Below are 20,713 nucleotides of genomic sequence, written 5' to 3'. Positions count from 1 at the left end.
TCGACCACGGGTCACACAAGGGTTTTTCGTGTGGGGGAATCGTGCATGCCCATGACCGGTAGGCGACGTACTCGCACCACCTCCCCCCTTTCGCCCCGGCCCCGCAAGGCCAAGCTGCTGTACGCGAGCGCGCTGGTCGCGTGCGCGTCGGTTGCCGTCGGATGCGGGGTCATCCCTGGTGCCACGGGGGGCTCCGGGGATGGCCCCGTCAAGGTAATGACCTGGGCGCCGGAGAAGACCAACGCAACGAACAAGCCCGGAATGCCGGCGTTGGCCAAGGCCTACGCGCGCTGGGTCAACTCCCACGGCGGCATCAACGGCCGTCAGCTGGAGGTCCTCACCTGCAACGACCACAACGACTCGGTCGCCGCCGCGCACTGCGCCGAGCGGGCGGCCGACGAGAAGGTCGTCGCGGTCGTGGGTTCCTACAGCCAGCACAGCCGTTCGTTCCTCGCCCCGCTGGAAAGCGCGGGCATCCCGTACCTCGGGGGCTTCGGCGTCACCGACGACGAGTTCACCAGCCCCGTCTCCTACCCCGTCAACGGCGGTCAGCCCGCGCTGCTGGCGGGCCTCGGCGAGCAGCTCGGCAAGAACTGCGGTCCCGTCTCGCTCATCCGCCCCGACACCATCGCCGGTGACGAGCTGCCGGTGCTGCTCAACTCCGGCCTGAGGGCGCTGGGCCACTCGCAGGTCGCCGACCAGCGGGCGGCCGAGGACGCCACCGAGTACTCCCGGCCGACGCGGCTGGCACTCCAGCACGCGACCTCCGAGTCGGCCGAGCAAGGCTGTGTGGTTCCCGCGCTCGGTGACCGCACGAACACCTTCATGGACTCCTTCCGGCGCGACAGCGCGGCCTACGCGAAGGTGCACACCGGCACCGTCATCAGCAGCATCGACCAGTCGCAGATCGACGCCTCCGGCGGCAAGTCGGGCCCCTACGAGGGGTCGTACGTCACCGGCTGGTACCCGACCGTGAACGACGCGCGCTGGAACGAGATGCGCAGCGTGATCAAGGAGGAGGCCTTCGGCGACAACCGGATCGATCCCGCCGACGCCGGAGTGCAGACCACCTGGATCGCCTACACAGTGCTGAAGAAGGTCATCGAGTCCCTCGGCGCGGGCGAGGTCTCGTCGCTCACCATCCGGCGCGAACTCGACAGCGGCCTCAAGGTGACCACGGGCGGGCTCACGCCGACGCTCAGCTGGCGCTTCGACGACCTGACCTCGACCGGCGACTTCGCGCGCCTCGTCAACGCCGATGTCACCTTCCAGGTCATTCGCGACGGTCAACTGACAGCGCAGCGAGACGGGTTCATCAACATGGCGAAGACGCTGGAGAAGGCGGAATAGCCACCCCGGACCACCAGGAACCTGGACCATGCGCCCAGGGACCCGGGACCCGGGACCCGGAACCAGAACAGCGTTCACAACAAAGCCCGGCCCCCTCGCCGTTCAGCGAGGGGGTCGGGCTTTCGTATGGGTCAGAGCTGAGTGCGGGTCAGAGCTGGGTGCGGGTTCGCTGCGTCAGTCCGTACTTGGACGCGATGGAGTTCCACAGCCTCGCGGCCTTCTCCTTCTGGGCGGAGGCCGTGCCACTGGCGGCGTCGCCCGCTCGGGTCTCCCCGGTGTGGCGGCCCTGGCCCTTGCGGCAGCCCTTCTTGTCGTTGTTGACCTGGTCGGCCCAGGCCGCGTAGTGGTTGTCGGCCGCCGCGGAGGCCTTCCAGCCGTTGGTGAGGGCGGCGGCCAGCGCGTCGTGGTTCGGCAGCTTGTCGACCGCGAGGGAGGAGAGCCGGGTGACCAGCTCGCCGCGCTGCTTGGCAGCGTCCCGCAGATCACTGGCCGCCTGGTCGAGGTTGTTGCACACCTTCACGTCCGCCACGGCGCCGATCACCGAGTCACGGCTGCTGGTGCTGTCCGCGAGGAGCTTGTCCAGCTCGACGGCCTGTGCCTTCACCGGGTCGCCGGCGGCCGCCGACGAACCCTGCGTGGCGGGCGCGGTCGCGGCCACCGTCTTGCCGGTGTCGTCGTTGCCGCCGCCTCCGCCGCCGCCGCTGAGCAGGGCGCCCGCGCCGACGCCGAGCACGATGATGCCGATGCCGACGGCCGCGATCACCGGGACGCGTGAGCCGCTGCGGCCACCGCCGCCCGCTCCGTCGCCGTCGGAGGGGCCACCACGCCGGGTGGCGGCCCGGCCACCGGGCGCGCCCGGCACGGGCTGCGCGCCGTACATGTCGCCCCCGCCGCGCGGGGCCTGCGGGGCGGCCGCGTCGATACGCGGCAGCATCTGCGTCGCCCCGGCCGCTTCCGGCTCACTGCGGAAGAGATTGTCGAACTCCGCCGGGGGCTGCCGTTCCTCCGGCGCGCCGGCGGGCATCCCGTAGGACCCGGACGGCTGCGCGGGCACGGGCGGGATGTACTGCGTGGCGTCGGCGTCCGAACCGGCGGCGGACGGCAGCGATCCGGTGCCGGGAACGCCCTGCGGCGCCTGCCCGAGATACTGCGTCGCTTCGGGCCGGACCTCGGGCGGCAGCGCGCCGGGTCCCACCGGCGGTATGAACTGCGTCGCTCCCTCGTCGCCCCCCGGGGCGGCCGGTATGTAAGGAATGTACTGAGTCGCCCCGTCTTCACCGCCGGGCGGCAGCGACGCGCCCTGTCCGGTGTGCCCGCCCTGCTGGTCATGGGCCCCGAAATTGCCGTAGCCGTCGTATCCGGCAGCCGCGTGCGAGCCGTGCGCCCCCGGCGCATAGCCGTTCTGGGCGCCGTACGACGAGGACTGCGCACTCTCGGGCGGCAGCGGTGCGGAGCCGGATCCCTGCTGCGCGTAGCCCTGCGCCTGCTGTGCGCCGTGCGGGTCCGACGCCGGCCAGCCCTGGGGCTCGGAGGACGCGGAGGCCTCCCACGACTGGGTGGCGTTCACGGGCGCACCCCAGCCGTCACCGGGCTGCGGGGCCGGGGCGGCCGACTGGTCGGGGCCCCACTGTCCGCCCCAGGCGGGAGCGCTCGCCGGGGTCACCCGGTCACCCGTCGTACCCGGCAGCAGCGGCTCGCTACCGTCGGAGGGCAGCACGATGCCTTCGCGCGCGGGCCGCGCCGAGGGCTCCTCGCCCTGTCCACTCTGCGTCACCGGGACTCCTACGAATGGGGGACCTTCGGAATCATCGGCTCACGCTACCGGGTCCCCACAACTCGGTGCTACGCAGCACCTGCAGTGACCCCCGCACCGTGTGACACGGGTAACGAAACCGCCCCCGAATGCGCTGTATCTCACCTCCTTCGCTCACAGCGCCCCCGTTTTCCCGGCGTTCACGCCAGTACAGGCCATATGTTCATACGCGCGAGCCCGAAGACGCGGAAGAGAAATGATCACACCCCTGCCGGAAGCCGGGCGATCGCGTCAACGCTCCCGGACGACTCCCCAGGCCCTCACATCAAGCTCACGCCGCAGCGCACACGCCACGGCTCGCACGGGGTGCGGGTCGCATGGGGTGCGGGTCGCATGGGGTGCGGGTCGCATGGGGCGGTCATGGGGCGCACGCGGCGTGCGCCCCCAGCGGGACGCACACCGGTCCGGCCACGCCGGGCGCAGCACGCTCAACCCAAGTGCCCCACAAGTGCGTTCACGCCGCCGCCTGCAACTCCATGCGCGCCCCGAACTCCCGCACCACGGCCTCGTCCTGGAACGGCTCCAGGCGCTGCTGCAGGTCCTCCAGGTACTCGGAGCCACGGTTGGAGCGGAGGGTGCCGAGCAGTTCGACGGCGCGCAGACCGGTGTTGCAGGCCTGCTCCACCTCGCGCTGCTGGACCTGTGCCGTGGCCAGCAGGACGTAGCCGATGGCCCGGCGGCGGGCACGCGACTCGGGATGCCCGGCCAGGGACTCCTCGGCGCACCGCGCGGCGGCCTCGGCCTGACCGAGGTCCCGGTGGCAGTGGGCCAACTCGTCGGCCAGATAGGCCTCGTCGAAGTGCGCGATCCACGTCGGGTCGTCCCCTGAGGCGGCGTCGGCGTTCTCCAGAGCCGTGACGGCCCGCCCGGACGCCACCTGCGCGGCGCGCGCGTCGCCCATCAGCGCGTGCCCGCGCGCCTCGGCGGCGTGGAACATCGACTGCGCCCGCGGTGTCACCCGCCCGCGCGCCCCCTCCTGGGCCGCCCGCGCCAACTGCGCGATCTCGCGCGGATTGCCGAGCTGCGCGGCCAGGTGGCTCATGGACGCCGCGAGGACGTAACCGCCGTAACCGCGGTCACCGGCCGCCTGAGCGAGCCGCAGCGCCTGGATGTAGTAGCGCTGGGCGAGCCCCGGTTGACCGGTGTCGATGGCCATGTAGCCGGCGAGTTCCGTCAACCGGGAGACCGCGGCGAACAGTTCGCGTCCGACCGCCTCCCGGTAGGAACCGGCGAGCAGCCCGGAGACCACGCTGTTCAGGTAGTGCACGACGACCGGGCGCACATGCCCGCTGCCGTACTGGTGGTCGAGCTCGACGAGGGCCTGCGTCATCGCGCGGACCGCCGCCACGTCCGAGAGCCCGACGCGCGGGCCCGCCGAGCGGGCGACCTGCGAGTCCGGCGACGAGATCAGCCAGTCGCGGCTCGGCTCGACGAGCGCGGAGGCGGCGACGGACGACCCGGACAGGAAGTCCCGTCGCCCCACGTCGCTGCGCCACAGCTCGCAGACCTGCTCGATGGCCCCCAGTATGGTCGGCGAGAACTGGAGACCGACGCCGGACGCCAGGTTCTTGCCGTTGGCCATGCCGATCTCGTCGATCGTGACCGTCCGGCCGAGCTTGCGGCCGAGCGCCTCGGCGATGATCGCCGGAGCCCGGCCCCGCGGCTGCTGACCTCGCAGCCAGCGCGCGACGGACGTCTTGTCGTAGCGCAGATCGAGTCCGTGCTCCGCTCCGCACATGTTGACCCGGCGGGCCAGCCCGGCGTTCGAGCAGCCCGCTTCCTGGATGAGTGCCTGCAGTCGCTCGTTCGGCTGCCTGGCGATGAGAGGCCTTGCGGCCATGGCGTACCCCCTGTGGCTGCGGTGCCTGCCCACGCACCGAGTTGACGTGTCTTCACCTGCCGACCACCGAAAGAAGCCGGCCAGGAAGATCAATGCCCCGCAGACATACCGAAGATGCGAGACATGTGAGGATTGCCGGGGTAAGGGTGGTTGCCCGACCCCACCCCTGATTACCCACCACCGGCTGCCGTTCCCCCTGCGCGCCCCCACACGTGCATCCATGCGCCCCAGGCGAGGAATCGATGCTCCTCCCCCGCGCGCGTGTCCCCCGTAACCCGAGGTGGACGCGGGAGTTGAGATCCACGTGGAAGAGACCATCGCAGGCACCGAGTCCGCGCAGATCCCCCAGCAGCGTGGCGAATCGCTGCAGGAAACCGCTGTGCGCTATGCCGGGGAACGCCACTGGGACGTGTTCCCCGGCACCTGGCTGGAAGTGGCCGACGGGGTGCTGCTCTGCTCCTGCGGCGAGCCTGCCTGTGCCGTGCCCGGGGCGCATCCGACGCGCGAGGACTGGGCGACCCAGGCGACGGGCAGTGCGACCGTCGTGCGGCGGCTCTGGTCGATGCGGCCCACGGCGTCGATCCTGCTGCCCACGGGGCGCACGTTCGACGCGATCGACGTGCCCGAGACGGCCGGGTTCCTGGCGCTCGCCCGCATGGAGCGGATGGAGCTCACCCTCGGGCCGGTGACGTGCACACCGGACCGGCGCATGCACTTCTTCGTGCTTCCCGGCGCCGCGGCGAAAGTCCCCGGTCTGGTACGGACGCTGGGCTGGCCGCCCGCCTCGCTCGACCTGGTCGCGCTCGGCGAGGGAGCCTATGTGGCCGCGCCGCCGACCCGGTTCGGCTCCCGGGGTGCCGTGCAGTGGGCCTGCCGGCCGACGCCCGCGAACCGCTGGCTGCCGGACGCGGAGGAGCTGATCTCGCCGCTGACCTACGCCTGCGGACGGGATCGGTAGAGGTACGCAGGGGTCCGCAGAGATCGGGAGAGGTACGCAGGGGTTCGCGGAGGGCCGCAGAGATCGGCAGAGAGCCGCACAGGATCCGCAGAGATCGGGAGAGGTCCGCAGCGGGCCGCAGTGATCTGCGGGGCTCCGGCGGAGATCGACAGAGACTGGTAGGGGCGGGTAGCAGGCGGCCGTAGGCCCTTAGGGTGCCTGTATGAGCGAGGGAGCGAAGGACGGCGGCGTGCCCGCCGTACGTGTGCGGGGGCTCTGGAAGCGGTTCGGGGAGCAGGTCGCCGTGGCCGGGATCGATCTGGAGCTTCCCGCGGGGCAGTTCATCGGGCTCGTCGGGCCGAACGGGGCCGGCAAGACGACCACCCTGTCGATGGTGACCGGGCTGCTCAGGCCCGATCAGGGCACCGTCGAGGTCGTCGGTCGCGACGTGTGGCGCGACCCGGTGGAGGTGAAGGCGCGGATCGGCGTGCTGCCCGAAGGGCTCCGGCTCTTCGAGCGGCTCTCGGGGCGCGAACTGCTGGGATACATTGGCCGGTTGCGGGGTCTGCCGGGCGCCGAGGTCGACAAGCGTGCCGCTCAGCTCCTCGACGTCCTCGACCTCGCGGGCGCGCAGCACAAACTCGTCGTCGACTACTCGACCGGTATGCGCAAGAAGATCGGTCTGGCCTGCGCCCTCCTCCACAACCCCGAAGTCCTCTTCCTCGACGAGCCGTTCGAGGGCGTCGACCCGGTCTCCGCGCAGATCATCCGCGGTGTCCTGGAGCGGTACACCGCGTCCGGCGCCACCGTCGTCTTCTCCTCGCACGTGATGGAGCTGGTCGAGTCGCTGTGCGACTGGGTCGCCGTCATGGCCGCCGGACGCATCCGCGCGCACGGCCCGCTCGCCGACGTACGCGGCAGCGCGCCCTCGCTCCAGCAGGCCTTCCTGGAGCTCGTCGGCGCGCACGGCCGGGGCACCACGGCCGACCTGGACTGGCTGGGCGGCGGGGCTCCCCGGTGAGCGCCGGCACCGGCGTCTCCGCCGCGTCGATCACCCCCGTCGTCGTACGCCTGAAGCTGTCGCTCCTGCGCAACGGGCTGCGGCAGTCGGCCGGGCGGCGGGCCGCGTTCATCGTCTCCACGGTGCTCGTGCTGCTCTTCGCCGCGCTCCAGCTGCTCGGCCTGATCGCTCTGCGCGGCAACGCGCACGCCACCGCCGTCGGCGTCCTGCTCGTGGCGATCCTGGCGCTCGGCTGGGCCGTGATGCCGCTGTTCTTCCCCAGCGGCGACGAGACGCTCGATCCGACGCGGCTGGTGATGCTGCCGCTGCGGCCGCGGCCGCTCGTCCGGGCGCTGCTGGCCGCCTCGCTGGTCGGCGTCGGACCGCTCTTCACGTTCTGTCTGCTGCTCGGTTCGGTGATCTCGGTCGCGCACGGGGCGGCGGCGTACGCGACGGCGGTGGCCGCCCTCGCGCTCGCCCTGCTGGTCTGTGTGGCGCTCGCGCGGGCCGTCGCGGCCGCCAACATCCGGCTGCTGTCCAGCCGCAAGGGCCGCGATCTGGCGGTGCTCAGCGGACTGGTCGTCGCGGTCGGCGCGCAACTGGTCAACTTCGGCGCACAGCGGCTCGGTTCGGCGGGCGGCCTGTCGAAGCTGGACCCGGCGACGGACGTTCTGCGCTGGATCCCGCCCGCGTCGGCGATCGGCGCCGTGGACTCGGTGAGCGACGGATCGTACGGGGCCGGGATCGCCCAGCTCGCGCTGTGCGCGGCCGCCCTGGCGGGGCTCCTGGCGCTCTGGTCCCGTCATCTGACGCGGCTGATGACCTCGCCCGACGGGTCCACGCTCCAGGCCGCGGAGCCCGCCGGCCGGGAGCCCGGCTCGTCGGGGATCGCGCGCCTGCTCCCGGCCGGGCGCACCGGCACGGTCATGGAGCGCAGCCTGCGGTACGTGTGGCGCGATCCGAAGACCAAGGCGGCTTGGGTAACCTCGCTGGCCATCGGGCTGATCGTGCCGGTGTTCAACGCGCTCCAGGGCACCGGCTCGGTCTACTTCGCGTGTTTCGCGGCGGGGATGCTCGGGATCCAGATGTACAACCAGTTCGGACAGGACACGTCCGCGTTCTGGATGGTCGCGCTGACGATCTCCTCGACCCGCGACGCGTACGTCGAACTGCGCGGGCGGGCACTGGCCCTGCTGGTGATCACCCTGCCGTACGCGACGCTCGTGACCGCCCTGACGACCGGGCTGCTCGGCGCGTGGGGGAAGCTGCCCGAGGTGCTCGGCCTGTCCTTCGCGCTGCTCGGCGCGATGCTGGCGACCGGCGCCTGGTCCTCGGCCCGCTTCCCGTACTCCATCCCCCAGGAGGGCTACAAGAACGTGGCCCCCGGTCAGGCCGGCCTCGCCTGGATCGCCATCTTCGGCGGCATGGTCTCGGCCGCCCTGCTCGCCGCCCCCGTCATCGCCCTCACGATCTGGCTGAACGTGAGCGCGGACGGGGACCGGTGGAGCTGGCTGCTGCTGCCCGTGGGGGCCGTCTACGGGGCTCTGATCACGCTTCTCGGGCTCCGGTTGGCGGCACCCCGGACGGCGCAGCGCCTGCCGGAGATCCTGGCGGCGGTCAGCAAGGGGTGAGAGCGCACGGGCTGCGCCGGTTCTAGGCGGTGAGCACGCCGTCCAGGAACGGTTCGATCGCGGCGCGCCACGCCTCGGGCTGGTCGTAGTGCACGAGATGGCCGGCGTCGGCGACCTCCGCGTACTGGCCGCGCGGCAGGACCCGGACCATCTCCTGGGACTCCGCCCGGCCGAGCTCGCCGTCGAGTCCACGTACGACCAGGGCGGGGCAGCGGACCTGGGCGAGCTCCTCCCAGTGGGCGTCGTACACCCATGTCTGGCGGGACTTGAGCATCTGTTCCGGTTCGAAGACCGGGCGCCAGCCGTCGGACGACTCGTGCATCACCTCGGCGTAGAACTCGCCGCGGGAGGGATTGCGGCGCTCCACCCAGGGGTCGTCCTCGCCGAACCACTTCCGTACGTCGGCGAGCGTGGCGAAGGGGACGGGCCAGGCCCTGAACCAGTCCTCCCACTCGCGCTGCGAGGCGGCACCCAGTGCCGAGGCCCGCATGTCGCAGATGATCAGGGCGCGGACGAGATCGGGGCGCTTGGCGGCGAGCTGCCAGCCGGTCAGCGCGCCCATGGCGTGACCGATGAGGACGGCCGGTCCGAGACCGAGCTGGTCGAGGGCGGCCTCGGCGTCCTCGACATAGGCCTCACGGGTGTACTCGGCCTCCGGGGCCTTGTCGCTCTGGCCGTGTCCTCGCTGATCGAGGGCGATGGCCCGGTGCCGCTCGGAGAGCCAGCGGGCGGTGGACGCCCAGTGCGAGGCGCGGCCCATGAGACCGTGCAGTAACAGCACGCCGGGCGCCTCGGAGGCCCTCGGCGGGTCGCTCTTGGGAGGATCGGCGAACTCCCAGGCAGCGAGGCGTACACCGCCCGCTCCCGTCACGTCGATGCGCCGCACCATCGGTAATGGCACCCCCCTAGCTCGCTCGGACCGGGCCGCTCCCGCACGTGCCGGCCGGTCCACTCGTACCGCTTCCTGCCGCTGCTCCTGCCGTGTTGCCCGGTGTCCCTATGTGTACTCCCGCCACATCGCCACGTTATCGAATGGGGTTTCGAAACTGGCCTTTCCGGCCGCAACACCCCTCGTTCGAGTGACCACCCGCAAGGATTGACCGCCGCCGCTGCGGGGAGATCTTCTGCGGGAGGCGGACCGCTCGGGGAAAACGGTCCGAGGGGAATGACCCTGGGAGCTCGGGGCTCCGGGTCAGCACAGGGGAGGACAGGCCCCGGCGCCGAATGGCGCCGGGGCCCTCTCCACATCTGCGGCACATCCTTACGCCCCCTCCCCGACCGCGCACCATCGCTCTCGGACACGGTCAAGAGCCCTCAGGTCATATGCCTCACGCGACAGCCTCGCACGCAAACGGTCCGGGCGCTGCGATTCCGCACACTGAATCTTCGTATCGACCAGGTCGCGAAAACATCACAACTGCCTCTGCTGTCACAGCAGTTGACACGCCTGGGGTGCGACGGACCGCGTGCGCCCCACGGTGTCCGGCGAGCGCCCGGACGCCGACGCGGAGGTCAGCGACCGCTGACCCCTCGGCCGGCGCCCGGGAGCTGCCCCTCGCGGGCACCGGAAGCGCGGGCGGAGAAAAAACCAGAATCCGGAAGCACGGCTACCGGAAGCACGAATACCGGAAGTGCGCCTTCCGGAAGTACGGCCACCGGTACTACGACCAACGGAAGCACACCTACCGGAAGCTCGGCCACCGCAAGCACGGCCGGAACCGGACGCGCGGCCCCCGGAGGGGGTACCAGTGGCGTGGCTACCGGTACGCCCGCCGACGGTGTCAGCGCTTGGCGACGAACACATGGGAGGCAACGTCGGCCTCCAGCTCCGCGGCCTCGCCGCCACTGCCCACGAGGACCCCGCCGGCCGACTCGGTCACGCTGACCACGGAGCCGGGCTGCACGCCCGCCCGCCGCAGCGTGTACATCAGCTGCGCGTCCGTCTGGATGGGCTCGCCGATCCGCCGTACGACCACGGTCTTGCCGTCCAGACCCGGGTCCAGCTCGGCCAGCGACACCATGCCCTCGTCCAGGAACGGGTCCGCGCCGTCCTTCTCGCCCAGCTCCTCCAGGCCCGGGATCGGGTTTCCGTACGGCGACTCGGTCGGGTGGCGCAGCAGCTCCAGCACGCGCCGCTCCACCGCCTCGCTCATCACGTGCTCCCAGCGACAGGCCTCCGCGTGCACCTGCTCCCACTCCAGGCCGATCACGTCGACGAGCAGACACTCGGCGAGGCGGTGCTTGCGCATCACGCGTGTGGCCAGCCGCCGCCCCTCGTCGGTGAGCTCCAGATGGCGGTCGCTTGCCACCGCCACCAGACCGTCGCGCTCCATCCTCGCCACGGTCTGGCTCACCGTCGGACCACTCTGGTCGAGCCGCTCCGCGATCCGGGCGCGCATGGGGACAACGCCTTCCTCCTCCAGCTCGAGGATGGTGCGGAGATACATCTCCGTGGTGTCGATCAGTCCGGACATTCGTGCCCCTCGATTAGCTCTGCTGCCGGAGACTCGATGGCCCGCCGGCGTGTGCGCTGGCCCTGGACTCAATTCTGACGCATAGCACTGACAACCGTGCCTCGCCGTTGAAAGCGCTTGGTGACGATTGCCCTGGAATCCTCGCGGGCAGGGGACCCCGCCGGCCCGCACGCGCCCCGGCGGCCGTGCTCGGCGGCGACCCCGAAGGCCGTATTGACAGGGCACTGGTCCAGACCGCAACGTGATCCGCGACACGACGGGAGTACGGCCGCACCGGGGCGACCCGTTCAGCCGCCCACCCGCCCTGCGCCGACCCGACGCCGACGAGACGTCCAAGCCGACGAGACTTCTAAGGGGCTTCGCCGATGAGCGACAGCAAGCTGGCCGGGCAGTTCTTCGACGCCGCGATCGGCCTGCTGCGGCAGGCACGGGACGAGGACGCCGGGGAGATCGAGGCGGCCGGGACCCTGATCGCCGACACCGTCGTCGACGGCGGCCGGCTCTTCGCCTTCGGCGCCGGGCACTCCTCGCTCGCCGCGCAGGACATCGTCTACCGCGCGGGTGGCCTCGCCCTGATGAACCTGCTCACCGTGCCCGGAGTGGTGGGCGTCGACGTCATGCCCGCCACGCTGGGCTCCGCCCTGGAGCGGGTCGACGGTCTGGCGAGCGCGGTCCTCGACTGCAGCCCGCTGCGTTCCGGCGACCTGCTGGTGATCATCTCGCTCTCCGGCCGCAACGCGCTCCCCGTGGAGATGGCCATGAGCGCCCGCGCCCTGGGGGTCAAGGTCATCGGCGTCACCTCCGTCGCCTACGCCACCGAGACGACGTCCCGGCATGTGTCGGGCACCTACCTGAAGGACCACTGCGACGTCGTCCTCGACTCCCGGATCCCGGTCGGCGACGCGGAGCTCACCCTGGACTCCATCGCGGCGCCCTTCGCCCCCGCCTCGACCGTCGTCACCTCGGCCCTGCTCCAGGCCGTGATGGCCACCGCCGCCGGCGCCCTCGCGGACCGCGGCATCGAACCGCCCCTGCTCCGCTCGGGCAACGTCGACGGCGGCCACGAGTGGAACGGACGGGTCATGACGGAGTACGGGGACCGGATCTTCTACCGGCGCTGAGGGGCTCCTCCATCTGTCGGCGCCCAGGGAACAGGGCGCCGGCGGACACGTCGCCGACGGGGCTCCGGAAGCACCCTCACGGATTCCCCGTCAGCTCCTCCAGGTCCAGGGCCATCGCGATCCGTACGGCCACGTCCTCCGCGTACATCGCGTCCGCGCGCTCGAACCGGTTGCGGCCCGCGCTCCGCAGGAACGTCACGACTCCCAGCGTCCGTCCGCGGCTGCGCAGCACCGCGCACAGGGCGTGCACGGAGTCCCGCGGCCACTGACGGGCGAGCGCCCACTCGCGCGCCTGCTCGGCGTCGGCGGCGGTCGCGTCGGCCCGTACCGATCCGGCGCGTTCCACGCACTGGAGCGCGGGGTGCCCCTCCCCGTAGCGCAGGGGCAGTCCGGCCTTCCCGGTGATGAGGCTCGGTCCGGGCGACCCGGCGGGTGTGGCGACGGTCCGGACGAGCCGCACGGGCCTCTCCCCGTCCGCGAGCCGGCCCCCGGCCACCCGGTCGACCAGGGCGTGGTCGGCGAAGCCCGCGAGGGCGAAGTCGAGGTGGACGGTGGCGGCCTCGCCCGGGTCCTCGCACTCGGCCGCGGCCCGCGCGGCGCGATGCAGCTGGTTGGCGCGGAAGCGCAGCAGCGCCGCCTCCTGCTCGGTCTGCTTGGCCTCGGTCACGTCCTGGAAGAGCCAGCCGACGCCGAGCGGTACGGGTTCCTCCGCGAGCGGCGAGGCGAGCCGCAGGAAGCCGCTCAGCCAGCAGCGCCGCTTCTCGCCCTCCGGCGTGCGGACGCTCACCCACATCTCCGCGGGTGCCGGCGGCGCGCCTTCGGACAGGACGTGCGTGAGGGCGCTCTCCAGTTCCTCGACGCCCTGGGAGAGCAGGTCTCCCAGCGGCCTGCCGAGGACGGAGGTGCGGCCGGTCCCGAGGGCCTGTGCGGCGTGCGCGTTGACCACGGCGGGCCGCAGGTCCGCGTCGACCAGCACCACACCCCAGCTCGCGTCCTCGAAGAGCGCCTCGCTCAGGGCGATGGACCGTTCCAGGTCGATCTGTGTGTGCACCTCGCTGAAGGCGCAGTACACCCCGGCGGGTTTGCCGTCCGGTCCGCGGACGGCGGCGGACTGGGTGCGGACGAGCACCCGGCCGCCGTCCTTGGTGAGGAGCGCGAACTCGTGCACCTGGCGGCCGGGGGCCTCCATGGCGGACATCAGCCGGGCCTCGACCTCCTCGGCGTCCGCGGTCCGCACGGCCCAGCCCGCGAATCCGCGCCGCCCCACGGCCTCGGCCGCCGTCCACCCGAGAATGCGCTCGGCCTCGCGGTTCCAGTGTGTGAGGACCCCGTCGGCGTCGAAGGCGCACAGAGCCGCGTCCATGCCGTCCAGCAGGGCGGCAAGCAGATCCGAGCCGTCCCGCTCGGGCTCGTCCGGCCCCAGCTCGTCGGTGGTCCCACTACGCCGGGAAGCACTCACCTGGACCCCCTGCAGGCTGCGTCCGCGTGTACGGCGCGACAGTTCACTCGCTCGTCACCATTCAACTCGAACGTGACCCAGCCCACACCTCGTTCCCCGAAGATGGGAAGAAATCGCTGTACGCCGGATTTCCGCACCGCCCGCCCCAGAAGCCCCGTCCGGCACGTCCCCGTGAATCGCTCTCCATAAATCGCTTGAGGCTCCCGGGATGTCTTCCTAGAGTGCTGCCCACGTAGGAGAGGAGGTGGTTCGGCTAATGACGGAAACCCGGACATACGAGGTGGCTGCGGGCTAGCGGCCCGTTGTCGGACTCGGTTCGGCGCCGGACCAGCATGTGTGATGTGCATGCAGCCGGCCCAATCCAACGCAGTCACCCGACCCGCGAGCTCGCCGGTACGTCCGGCCGGCCCCATCGCCGACAGGCGGAGGGACCCGAGCTCGCGGGTCGTCTGCGTTCGGTCCGGACGAGACCTCGAAACCGAGGCAGGAGTCCAGCCGGACCGAGCGACGGCCGGAGTGATCCAGGTCACAGGTGGATCGCGGGGGCGGCCGCAGTACGCTGTGGCCATGCTTCCGATGCTCGTCCGACGCCGCCACGTGGACTACGTGCGCGTCACGAGCATGGGCTGTCGGCGCTCCGCCTGACCCGGCCCCCTCGCATCGCTCTCCTTCACCTGGCACCCGTGGCCCCCGCCCCACCCCTGGCGGCCCGCCCGGGCACCCGTACACCCCGCGGACGCATCTCATGACGACGAACATGTCTTCCACGCCTGCCCCGAACGGGCGGAGCATCCCCTCGTACGCCTCCTCGTACCAGCAGCTTCCGATCATCGATCTCTCCGCGGCCGACCGCGGCCCCCAGGCACGGGCGCTGCTGCACGCGCAGTTGCACAGCGCCGCCCACGACGTGGGGTTCTTCCAGCTCATCGGGCACGGCGTGAGCGAGGCCGAGACCGGCGCGCTGCTGCGGGCCATGCACCGGTTCTTCGCGCTCCCCGAGGCCGACCGGCTGGCCATCGACAACATCGGCTCACCGCACTTCCGCGGGTACACACGGACGGGTGACGAGCGGACCGGCGGCAGCCGCGACTGGCGGGACCAGCTCGACATAGGGGCCGAGCGGCCCGCGCGCACACCCGGTCCCGGTGAGCCCGCGTACTGGTGGCTCCAGGGGCCGAACCAGTGGCCGGCCGCGCTGCCGGAGCTGCGGACGGCGGCGCTGGTCTGGATCGAACGGCTGAGCGCGGTCGCCGCGCGGCTGCTGCGTGAGCTGCTGACCGCCATCGGGGCGCCCGCGGGCTTCTACGACCCGGTCTTCGGCGAGCGTGCGCATCCGCATCTGAAGCTGGTGCGGTATCCGGGGAGCGCGGGCGACGGCGCGGACCAGGGCGTGGGCGCGCACAAGGACTACGGGTTCCTGACACTGCTGCTCCAGGATCAGGTCGGCGGCCTTCAGGTGCAACGCGACGACGGCCGCTTCCACGACGTGCCGCCGCTGCCGGGCGCCTTCGTGGTCAACCTGGGCGAGCTCCTGGAGGTCGCGACCAACGGGTATCTCGTGGCGACCAACCACCGGGTGGTGAGCCCGGCCGGGGCCACCGAGCGGTTCTCGGTGCCGTTCTTCTACAACCCCCGCCTCGACGCCCGGATCGAGCCGCTGCCCTTCCCGCACGCGACGGCCGCGCCCGGCGTCACCGACGATCCGTCGAATCCACTGTTCGCGGAGTACGGCTTCAACGAGCTGAAGGGCAAGCTGCGGGCGCACCCGCTCGTCGCCGCCCGCCACCACGCGGAGCTGCTCGCTCCCGCGTGATGACCGGCGGCGGACGCGGGCCGGTGCGCGGGGTCAGCGCGCGATGCCCCCGTAGCCCTCGATCTCCTGGGGGCTCCGCGTGCCGGGGCCCACGTAGTGCGCGGAGGGGCGCACCAGGCGGCCCGTGCGCTTCTGCTCCAGGATGTGCGCCGACCAGCCCGCGGTACGGGCGCACGTGAACATGGACGTGAACATGTGCGCCGGGACCTCGGCGAAGTCGAGGACGATGGCCGCCCAGAACTCCACGTTCGTCGCGAGGACACGGTCCGGGCGGCGGGCGTGCAGCTCGGCGAGGGCGGCCTTCTCCAGGGCCTCGGCGATCTCGAAGCGGGGGGCGCCCAGCTCACGCGCGGTGCGGCGCAGGACCCGCGCGCGGGGGTCCTCGGCGCGGTACACGCGGTGACCGAAACCCATCAGGCGTTCGCCCTTGTCGAGGGCGCGGCGGACGTAGGCGTCGGCGTCCCCGGTGCGCTCGATCTCCTCGATCATGCCGAGGACGCGGGAGGGGGCGCCGCCGTGCAGCGGACCCGACATGGCTCCCACGGCGCCGGAGAGCGCGGCGGCGACGTCCGCACCGGTCGAGGCGATCACGCGCGCGGTGAAGGTGGAGGCGTTCATGCCGTGCTCGGCGGCCGAGGTCCAGTAGGCGTCGACGGCGGCGACGTGCTTGGGGTCGGGCTCGCCCCGCCAGCGGATCATGAACCGCTCGACGACGGAGTGGGCCTTGTCGATCTCGTTCTGCGGGACCATCGGCAGGCCCTGGCCGCGGGCGGACTGGGCGACGTACGACAGGGCCATGACGGCGGCGCGGGCGAGGTCGTGGCGGGCCTGCTTCTCGTCGATGTCGAGGAGGGGTTTGAGGCCCCAGACGGGGGCGAGCATGGCGAGCGCGGACTGCACGTCGACACGGATGTCGCCGGAGTGGACGGGGATCGGGAACGGCTCGGCGGGCGGCAGGCCGGGGTTGAAGGCGCCATCGACGAGGAGTCCCCAGACGTTGCCGAAGGAGACATGGCCGACGAGGTCCTCGATGTCGACGCCCCGGTACCGGAGAGCGCCGCCCTCCTTATCCGGTTCGGCGATCTCCGTCTCGAACGCGACGACTCCTTCGAGACCGGGTACGAAGTCGGACATCAGGCGGCTCCTCGTGATGTGTACGACGGATGGTGTTGTGGGGGGGGTGCGCCTGCCCCTGTGCCCTTGTCCGGGCGACGGTCGACAATGTGCGGTCCGCGCACCGGCTCCACGGTCGTTCACGAAGACTCCCGAATGTTCTTCGAAGAGTCTCCGCCGACTCGCGGTCCGAAAGCGGTCACCCCGGTGATGCCCCGTACGGCTGGTCCTCCAACCGGAACGGCACCAGCACGATATCTCCGAGTGCCACCTTTGGGGAGAGTACGCGGCACTGAGTGCCATTGCGTGATGAAGCACACCCGCCCCCGGGAACAGGCCCGGATACGGCAGGATGACCGCGTGAACGATCGTTTCCCGGACGAATCCACGACCGAGCCCATCATCCAGGCCGCGGCCGAGGCCGCCGAGGCCGCGGACGAGGAGATCGCCGCCGACCCTGCCGCCATGCGGGCGCACTACCGCGCCGAGGGCCTCGACGAGGGCGATCTCGCCGCGCACCCCATGGAGCAGTTCTCCCGCTGGTTCAAGCAGGCGGCGCAGGCCGCGGTGCACGGTTTCGTGCACGAGCCGAACGCGATGGTCGTCTCCACGGCGGACGCCGAGGGCCGGCCCAGCTCGCGCACGGTGCTGCTCAAGCAGTACGACGAGCAGGGCTTCGTCTTCTACACCAACTACGACTCGCGCAAGGCCGACGAGCTGGCCCGGAACCCGTACATCTCGCTGCTCTTCCCGTGGCACCCGATGGCCCGCCAGGTGATCGTCACCGGGACGGCGCGGCGCACGGGGCGGGACGAGACCGCCGCGTACTTCCGCACCCGCCCGCACGGCTCCCAGCTCGGCGCCTGGGCGAGCACGCAGTCCAAGGTCATCTCCTCGCGCGACGAACTGGACGTCTCGTACGCCGAGTTGAGCGCCCGCTACCCGGAGGGCGAGCAGGTTCCGGTACCGCCGCACTGGGGCGGATTCCGGATCGCCCCGCAGACGGTCGAGTTCTGGCAGGGCCGCGAGAACCGCCTCCACGACCGGCTCCGCTACACGGCCGAGCCCGACGGCAGCTGGCGGATCGAGCGCCTCAGCCCCTGACCGGCGGACGGGCACGGCCCGGCCCGCCGCTCGACTCGTGACCGGCGGACGGGGGCTGCACGGCCCACCGCTCAACCCGTGAACGACGGGCGAAGGCGGTACCGGCCGCCGCTCAGCCCCTGACCGGCGGGCGAGGGCGGAGCCTGCTGCCGCTCAGCCCAGCGCCTCGTCCACGATCTCCCCCCACTGCGCCACGACCCGCTCACGGCGCGCCGCGTCGTCGGTGAGCAGGTTCGCGAGGCCGAGGCCGCGCGCCATGTCGAGCAGGCCCTGCACCGTCTCGCGCACCCCGGGCCGGGATTCGTCCGCGCCCAGCAGGTCCACCGCGATGCGGTGGCTCTCGCGGCCGACGCGGGCTTCGAGCTCGGTCACCCGGGAACGGAGCTGGTCCTCGTTGGAGGCCGCGACCCACAGGTGCAGGGCGGCACGGAACAGCGGCCCGGTGTAGAGGCCGACGAGGGCGGCGACGACGACACGCCGGTCGGCGGGGCCGTCGGGGAAGAGGTCGCGCAGCGCGGTGGAGCGTTCCTCGGCGACGTACTCGACCGCCGCGGTGAAGAGGTCCTCACGGGTGGGGAAGTGGTGCTGGGCGGCGCCCCGGGACACCCCGGCGCGCTCGGCGACGACGGAGACCGTGGAGCCGGCCCAGCCGTGTTCGGCGAGGCAGGCCACGGCAGCGGCCAGGAGCCGCTGCCGGGTGGCCCGGCTGCGGTCCTGTTTGGGGACGTGCGGAGTACGTGCCGCGTGTTCCGTCGCGCTCACACCACCCATGCGGGATCCCGTCGTTCGAGGAAGGCCGTCATCCCCTCGCGGGCCTGCGCGGAGGAGAACAGCCGGGCCGAGAGCGCGGTCAGGTCCGCCGCGTCCCGGTCGAAGGCCTCCAGCACCTTAGCCGTGAGCAGCGCTTTCGTCTCGGCGAGGCCTTCCGGGGCCGCCCGGCGCAGCCCGTCCAGAACGGGCACGAGTACGGCGTCCACGTCGTCCCCGGCCGCCGTCAGGAGCCCGGTGCGGACCGCCTCGGCGGCGTCGAAGCGCTCGCCGGTGAGGTAGTAGCGGGCGAGGGCTCGCGGGTCGGCGCGGGGCAGCAGCGGAAGAGAGATCACGGCGGGGGCGACCCCGATGCGTACTTCCGTGAAGGCGAAGCTCGCCTCCGGGCCGGCCACCGCGATGTCACAGGCCCCGAGCAGGCCGAGACCGCCCGCCCGGACATGTCCGGCCACCCGGGCCACGACGGGCTTGCGCAGCTCGACGATCCCCTGCAGCAGACCGACGAAGGCCTCCGGGGGCGGGGGGTCGCGCAGGTCTGCGCCCGCGCAGAAGGTGTTCCCGGTATGGGTCAGGACGACCGCGCGGACATTGGCGTCCTTGCCGCAGCGGGTGAGCGCGTCGGCGAGCTCGCCCACGAGGACGGCCGACAGGGCGTTGCGGGTGTCCGGCGAGTCCAGGGTGAGGGTGGTGACGGCGCGCTCGTGCGACGCGTGGACGACGGTCATGACAGGCCTCGCAGCTCGCGGCGCAGGATCTTCCCGGAGACCGCCCTCGGGACCGCGTCGATGAAGGTGACGAGACGGACCCGCTTGTACGGGGCGACGCGTTCGGCGACGTGCATCATCACCTCTCCCTCGGTGAGGCCGGCGGCGGAGGGCTGGCGCACCACGAAGGCGTGCGGGACCTCGTTGTTGTCCTCGTTGTAGGAGCCGATGACGGCGGCGTCGGCGATGCCGGGGTGGGTGAGCAGCAGAGCCTCCAGTTCGGCGGGGGCGACCTGGAAGCCCTTGTACTTGATGAGTTCCTTGACCCGGTCCACGACGAACAGCCAGCCGTCCGCGTCCACATGACCGACGTCACCGGTGTGCAGCCAGCCGTCCGGGTCGATCATCGCGGCGGTCGCGTCGGGGCGGCCCAGATAGCCCTTCATGACCTGGGGACCCCGGACGACGATCTCGCCGGCCTCTCCGACACCGAGGTCCTTGTCCGGGTCGTCGAGGGAGACGATGCGCATCTCGGTGCCCGCGACGAGCTTGCCGACCGTCCCCGGGGGCGGGTTCACGGCGTCCAGCGGGACGACGTGCGTGCCGGGCGACAGCTCCGTCATGCCGTACGCCTGGCCCACCGGCGGCAGCCCCAGCCGGGCCGAACAGGCGGCCGCCAGCGCGGCGTCCAGGGGTGCGGCCGAGCAGACGATGTACTCCAGGGACGACAGGTCGTACTCCGCGACGGCCGGGTGCTTGGCGAGCGCCAGGACGATCGGCGGCGCCACGTACAGGCCGGTGATGCGGTGCTCCTGAATGGCGCCCAGGAACGTGTCGAGGTCGAAGCGGGGCAGCACCACGACGGTGGCGCCCTCCCTCAGGGGCGCGTTCATCAGGGCCGTCAGCCCGTAGATGTGGAAGAACGGCAGCACCGCGAGGATGCGGTCGCCCGGGTTCATCGGCATGGCCGGCGCGAGCTGGGCGAGATTGGTGGCTATGGAGCGGTGGGTGAGCATCACGCCCTTGGGGACGCCGGTGGTGCCCGAGGAGTACGGGAGCGCCGCCACGTCCTGGACGGGGTCGATGTCGACCTGCGGTTCGGGCGCGGTGCTGCCCAGCAGTTCGGCCAGCGAGCGGTGTCCCGGCGCCTGGTCGCACACGAAGATCTCCCGTACGCCGCCCGCGAGTTCAGCGGCCTGCCGGGCCGCCTCCAGCAGGGGCGAGACGGTCACGATCCAGCGGGCCGACGAGTCCCGCAGCTGTTTGGCGAACTCCTCCGGCGTGGCGAGCGGGTGCACGGTCGTGACCGACGCCCCCGCGCGCGTGGCCCCGTAGAAGACCGTCGGGAAGGCGATGGTGTTGGGGCTGTGCAGGGCGAGCACATCGCCCTTCCGCAGCCCCGCCTCGGCGAACGCGGCGGCCAGCCGCCGGTGGAACCGGTCGAGTTGGCCGTAGGTGAGCGTGGTGCCGTCGACGCCGTCGATGAGCGCGGGCGTCTCACCGCGCTCGGCGGCGTGGCCCAGGACGGCGTCGTGGATGGGTTCCTCGACGGCCGGCACATCTGCGTACTCGCTGCGGAACACGGT

At 72.0% G+C, this 20,713-nt stretch carries 16 protein-coding genes; 7 read left to right on the top strand and 9 right to left on the bottom strand.

What is annotated here, in order from left to right; genetic code table 11:
- Positions 1-51 precede the first annotated feature (51 nt).
- On the top strand, positions 52-1,350 hold the full coding sequence (locus ACFYR3_RS24475) for an ABC transporter substrate-binding protein (RefSeq protein ID WP_355847421.1): 1,299 nt from the start codon (positions 52-54) through the stop codon (positions 1,348-1,350).
- 148 nt (positions 1,351-1,498) lie between these two features.
- On the opposite strand, the gene ACFYR3_RS24470 is transcribed toward ACFYR3_RS24475, so the two are convergent.
- The gene (locus tag ACFYR3_RS24470) at positions 1,499-3,124 is read right to left on the bottom strand and encodes a hypothetical protein (protein ID WP_389284726.1); all 1,626 of its coding nucleotides are present in this window, start codon (positions 3,122-3,124) and stop codon (positions 1,499-1,501) included.
- A 493-nt stretch (positions 3,125-3,617) separates the two neighbouring features.
- Positions 3,618-5,003: a transcriptional regulator gene (locus ACFYR3_RS24465; protein ID WP_355847165.1), complete on the bottom strand. Its 1,386-nt coding sequence runs from the start codon at positions 5,001-5,003 to the stop codon at positions 3,618-3,620.
- Between the two features lie 304 nt (positions 5,004-5,307).
- Here ACFYR3_RS24465 and ACFYR3_RS24460 point away from each other — a divergent pair, with 304 nt between their 5' ends.
- The 3 genes from ACFYR3_RS24460 (at position 5,308) to ACFYR3_RS24450 (ending at position 8,571) form a co-directional block, all read left to right on the top strand.
- Positions 5,308-5,961, top strand: coding sequence for a bifunctional DNA primase/polymerase (locus ACFYR3_RS24460; RefSeq protein WP_355847163.1), 654 nt, complete (start codon positions 5,308-5,310; stop codon positions 5,959-5,961).
- Positions 5,962-6,163: 202 nt separating this feature from the next.
- Positions 6,164-6,961: an ABC transporter ATP-binding protein gene (locus ACFYR3_RS24455; RefSeq protein ID WP_389284725.1), complete on the top strand. Its 798-nt coding sequence runs from the start codon at positions 6,164-6,166 to the stop codon at positions 6,959-6,961.
- The gene (locus ACFYR3_RS24450) at positions 6,958-8,571 is read left to right on the top strand and encodes a transporter (protein WP_355847157.1); all 1,614 of its coding nucleotides are present in this window, start codon (positions 6,958-6,960) and stop codon (positions 8,569-8,571) included. The genes ACFYR3_RS24455 and ACFYR3_RS24450 overlap by 4 nt, the downstream gene beginning before the upstream one ends.
- A gap of 22 nt (positions 8,572-8,593) precedes the next feature.
- On the opposite strand, the gene ACFYR3_RS24445 is transcribed toward ACFYR3_RS24450, so the two are convergent.
- Both ACFYR3_RS24445 and ACFYR3_RS24440 read right to left on the bottom strand, forming a co-directional pair.
- On the bottom strand, positions 8,594-9,460 hold the full coding sequence (locus ACFYR3_RS24445; RefSeq protein ID WP_355847155.1) for an alpha/beta hydrolase: 867 nt from the start codon (positions 9,458-9,460) through the stop codon (positions 8,594-8,596).
- 892 nt (positions 9,461-10,352) lie between these two features.
- Complete coding sequence (locus ACFYR3_RS24440) at positions 10,353-11,045, bottom strand: metal-dependent transcriptional regulator (RefSeq protein WP_261701816.1); 693 nt, start codon at positions 11,043-11,045, stop codon at positions 10,353-10,355.
- 365 nt (positions 11,046-11,410) lie between these two features.
- On the opposite strand from ACFYR3_RS24440, the gene ACFYR3_RS24435 reads away from it, so the two are divergent.
- The gene (locus ACFYR3_RS24435; RefSeq protein WP_355847152.1) at positions 11,411-12,166 is read left to right on the top strand and encodes an SIS domain-containing protein; all 756 of its coding nucleotides are present in this window, start codon (positions 11,411-11,413) and stop codon (positions 12,164-12,166) included.
- A 76-nt stretch (positions 12,167-12,242) separates the two neighbouring features.
- Here the strand turns inward: ACFYR3_RS24435 and ACFYR3_RS24430 are convergent, their stop codons facing one another.
- The gene (locus ACFYR3_RS24430) at positions 12,243-13,625 is read right to left on the bottom strand and encodes a PAS domain-containing protein (RefSeq protein WP_389284724.1); all 1,383 of its coding nucleotides are present in this window, start codon (positions 13,623-13,625) and stop codon (positions 12,243-12,245) included.
- Positions 13,626-14,382: 757 nt separating this feature from the next.
- On the opposite strand from ACFYR3_RS24430, the gene ACFYR3_RS24425 reads away from it, so the two are divergent.
- Positions 14,383-15,438 (top strand): 2-oxoglutarate and iron-dependent oxygenase domain-containing protein, encoded by a 1,056-nt coding sequence (locus tag ACFYR3_RS24425; RefSeq protein ID WP_355847146.1) that lies wholly within the window; start codon positions 14,383-14,385, stop codon positions 15,436-15,438.
- Positions 15,439-15,471: 33 nt separating this feature from the next.
- Here the strand turns inward: ACFYR3_RS24425 and ACFYR3_RS24420 are convergent, their stop codons facing one another.
- Positions 15,472-16,572, bottom strand: a complete 1,101-nt coding sequence (locus tag ACFYR3_RS24420) for a citrate synthase 2 (RefSeq protein ID WP_355847143.1) — start codon at positions 16,570-16,572, stop codon at positions 15,472-15,474.
- A 444-nt stretch (positions 16,573-17,016) separates the two neighbouring features.
- Between ACFYR3_RS24420 and pdxH the strand changes: the two genes are divergently transcribed.
- Positions 17,017-17,655: a pyridoxamine 5'-phosphate oxidase gene (pdxH, locus tag ACFYR3_RS24415; RefSeq protein ID WP_355847418.1), complete on the top strand. Its 639-nt coding sequence runs from the start codon at positions 17,017-17,019 to the stop codon at positions 17,653-17,655.
- A gap of 153 nt (positions 17,656-17,808) precedes the next feature.
- Here the strand turns inward: pdxH and ACFYR3_RS24410 are convergent, their stop codons facing one another.
- The 3 genes from ACFYR3_RS24410 to ACFYR3_RS24400 are packed head-to-tail and all read right to left on the bottom strand — an operon-like array spanning position 17,809 to position 20,710.
- Positions 17,809-18,426, bottom strand: coding sequence for a TetR/AcrR family transcriptional regulator (locus ACFYR3_RS24410; RefSeq protein ID WP_355847140.1), 618 nt, complete (start codon positions 18,424-18,426; stop codon positions 17,809-17,811).
- Positions 18,414-19,148, bottom strand: coding sequence for an enoyl-CoA hydratase family protein (locus ACFYR3_RS24405; protein ID WP_389284723.1), 735 nt, complete (start codon positions 19,146-19,148; stop codon positions 18,414-18,416). Before ACFYR3_RS24405 ends, ACFYR3_RS24410 begins: the two co-directional genes overlap by 13 nt.
- The gene (locus tag ACFYR3_RS24400; RefSeq protein ID WP_355847135.1) at positions 19,145-20,710 is read right to left on the bottom strand and encodes a 4-coumarate--CoA ligase family protein; all 1,566 of its coding nucleotides are present in this window, start codon (positions 20,708-20,710) and stop codon (positions 19,145-19,147) included. Before ACFYR3_RS24400 ends, ACFYR3_RS24405 begins: the two co-directional genes overlap by 4 nt.
- Between the last annotated feature and the right edge of the window lie 3 nt (positions 20,711-20,713).

Source organism: Streptomyces sp. NPDC005784, assembly GCF_042871525.1.
Lineage (GTDB): Bacteria > Actinomycetota > Actinomycetes > Streptomycetales > Streptomycetaceae > Streptomyces.
The sequence above is the reverse complement of the archived record's forward strand: the minus strand, read 5'-3'. Positions and strand labels throughout refer to the sequence as shown.

Coding starts and splice junctions, on each gene's coding strand:
- ACFYR3_RS24435 (WP_355847152.1), top strand. CDS start 11,411: ATGAGCGACAGCAAGCTGGCCGGGCAGTTCTTCGACGCCGCGATCGGC.
- ACFYR3_RS24455 (WP_389284725.1), top strand. CDS start 6,164: ATGAGCGAGGGAGCGAAGGACGGCGGCGTGCCCGCCGTACGTGTGCGG.
- ACFYR3_RS24475 (WP_355847421.1), top strand. CDS start 52: ATGACCGGTAGGCGACGTACTCGCACCACCTCCCCCCTTTCGCCCCGG.
- ACFYR3_RS24425 (WP_355847146.1), top strand. CDS start 14,383: ATGTCTTCCACGCCTGCCCCGAACGGGCGGAGCATCCCCTCGTACGCC.
- ACFYR3_RS24405 (WP_389284723.1), bottom strand. CDS start 19,148: ATGACCGTCGTCCACGCGTCGCACGAGCGCGCCGTCACCACCCTCACC.
- ACFYR3_RS24420 (WP_355847143.1), bottom strand. CDS start 16,572: ATGTCCGACTTCGTACCCGGTCTCGAAGGAGTCGTCGCGTTCGAGACG.
- ACFYR3_RS24410 (WP_355847140.1), bottom strand. CDS start 18,426: ATGGGTGGTGTGAGCGCGACGGAACACGCGGCACGTACTCCGCACGTC.
- ACFYR3_RS24440 (WP_261701816.1), bottom strand. CDS start 11,045: ATGTCCGGACTGATCGACACCACGGAGATGTATCTCCGCACCATCCTC.
- pdxH (WP_355847418.1), top strand. CDS start 17,017: ATGCGGGCGCACTACCGCGCCGAGGGCCTCGACGAGGGCGATCTCGCC.
- ACFYR3_RS24465 (WP_355847165.1), bottom strand. CDS start 5,003: ATGGCCGCAAGGCCTCTCATCGCCAGGCAGCCGAACGAGCGACTGCAG.
- ACFYR3_RS24445 (WP_355847155.1), bottom strand. CDS start 9,460: ATGGTGCGGCGCATCGACGTGACGGGAGCGGGCGGTGTACGCCTCGCT.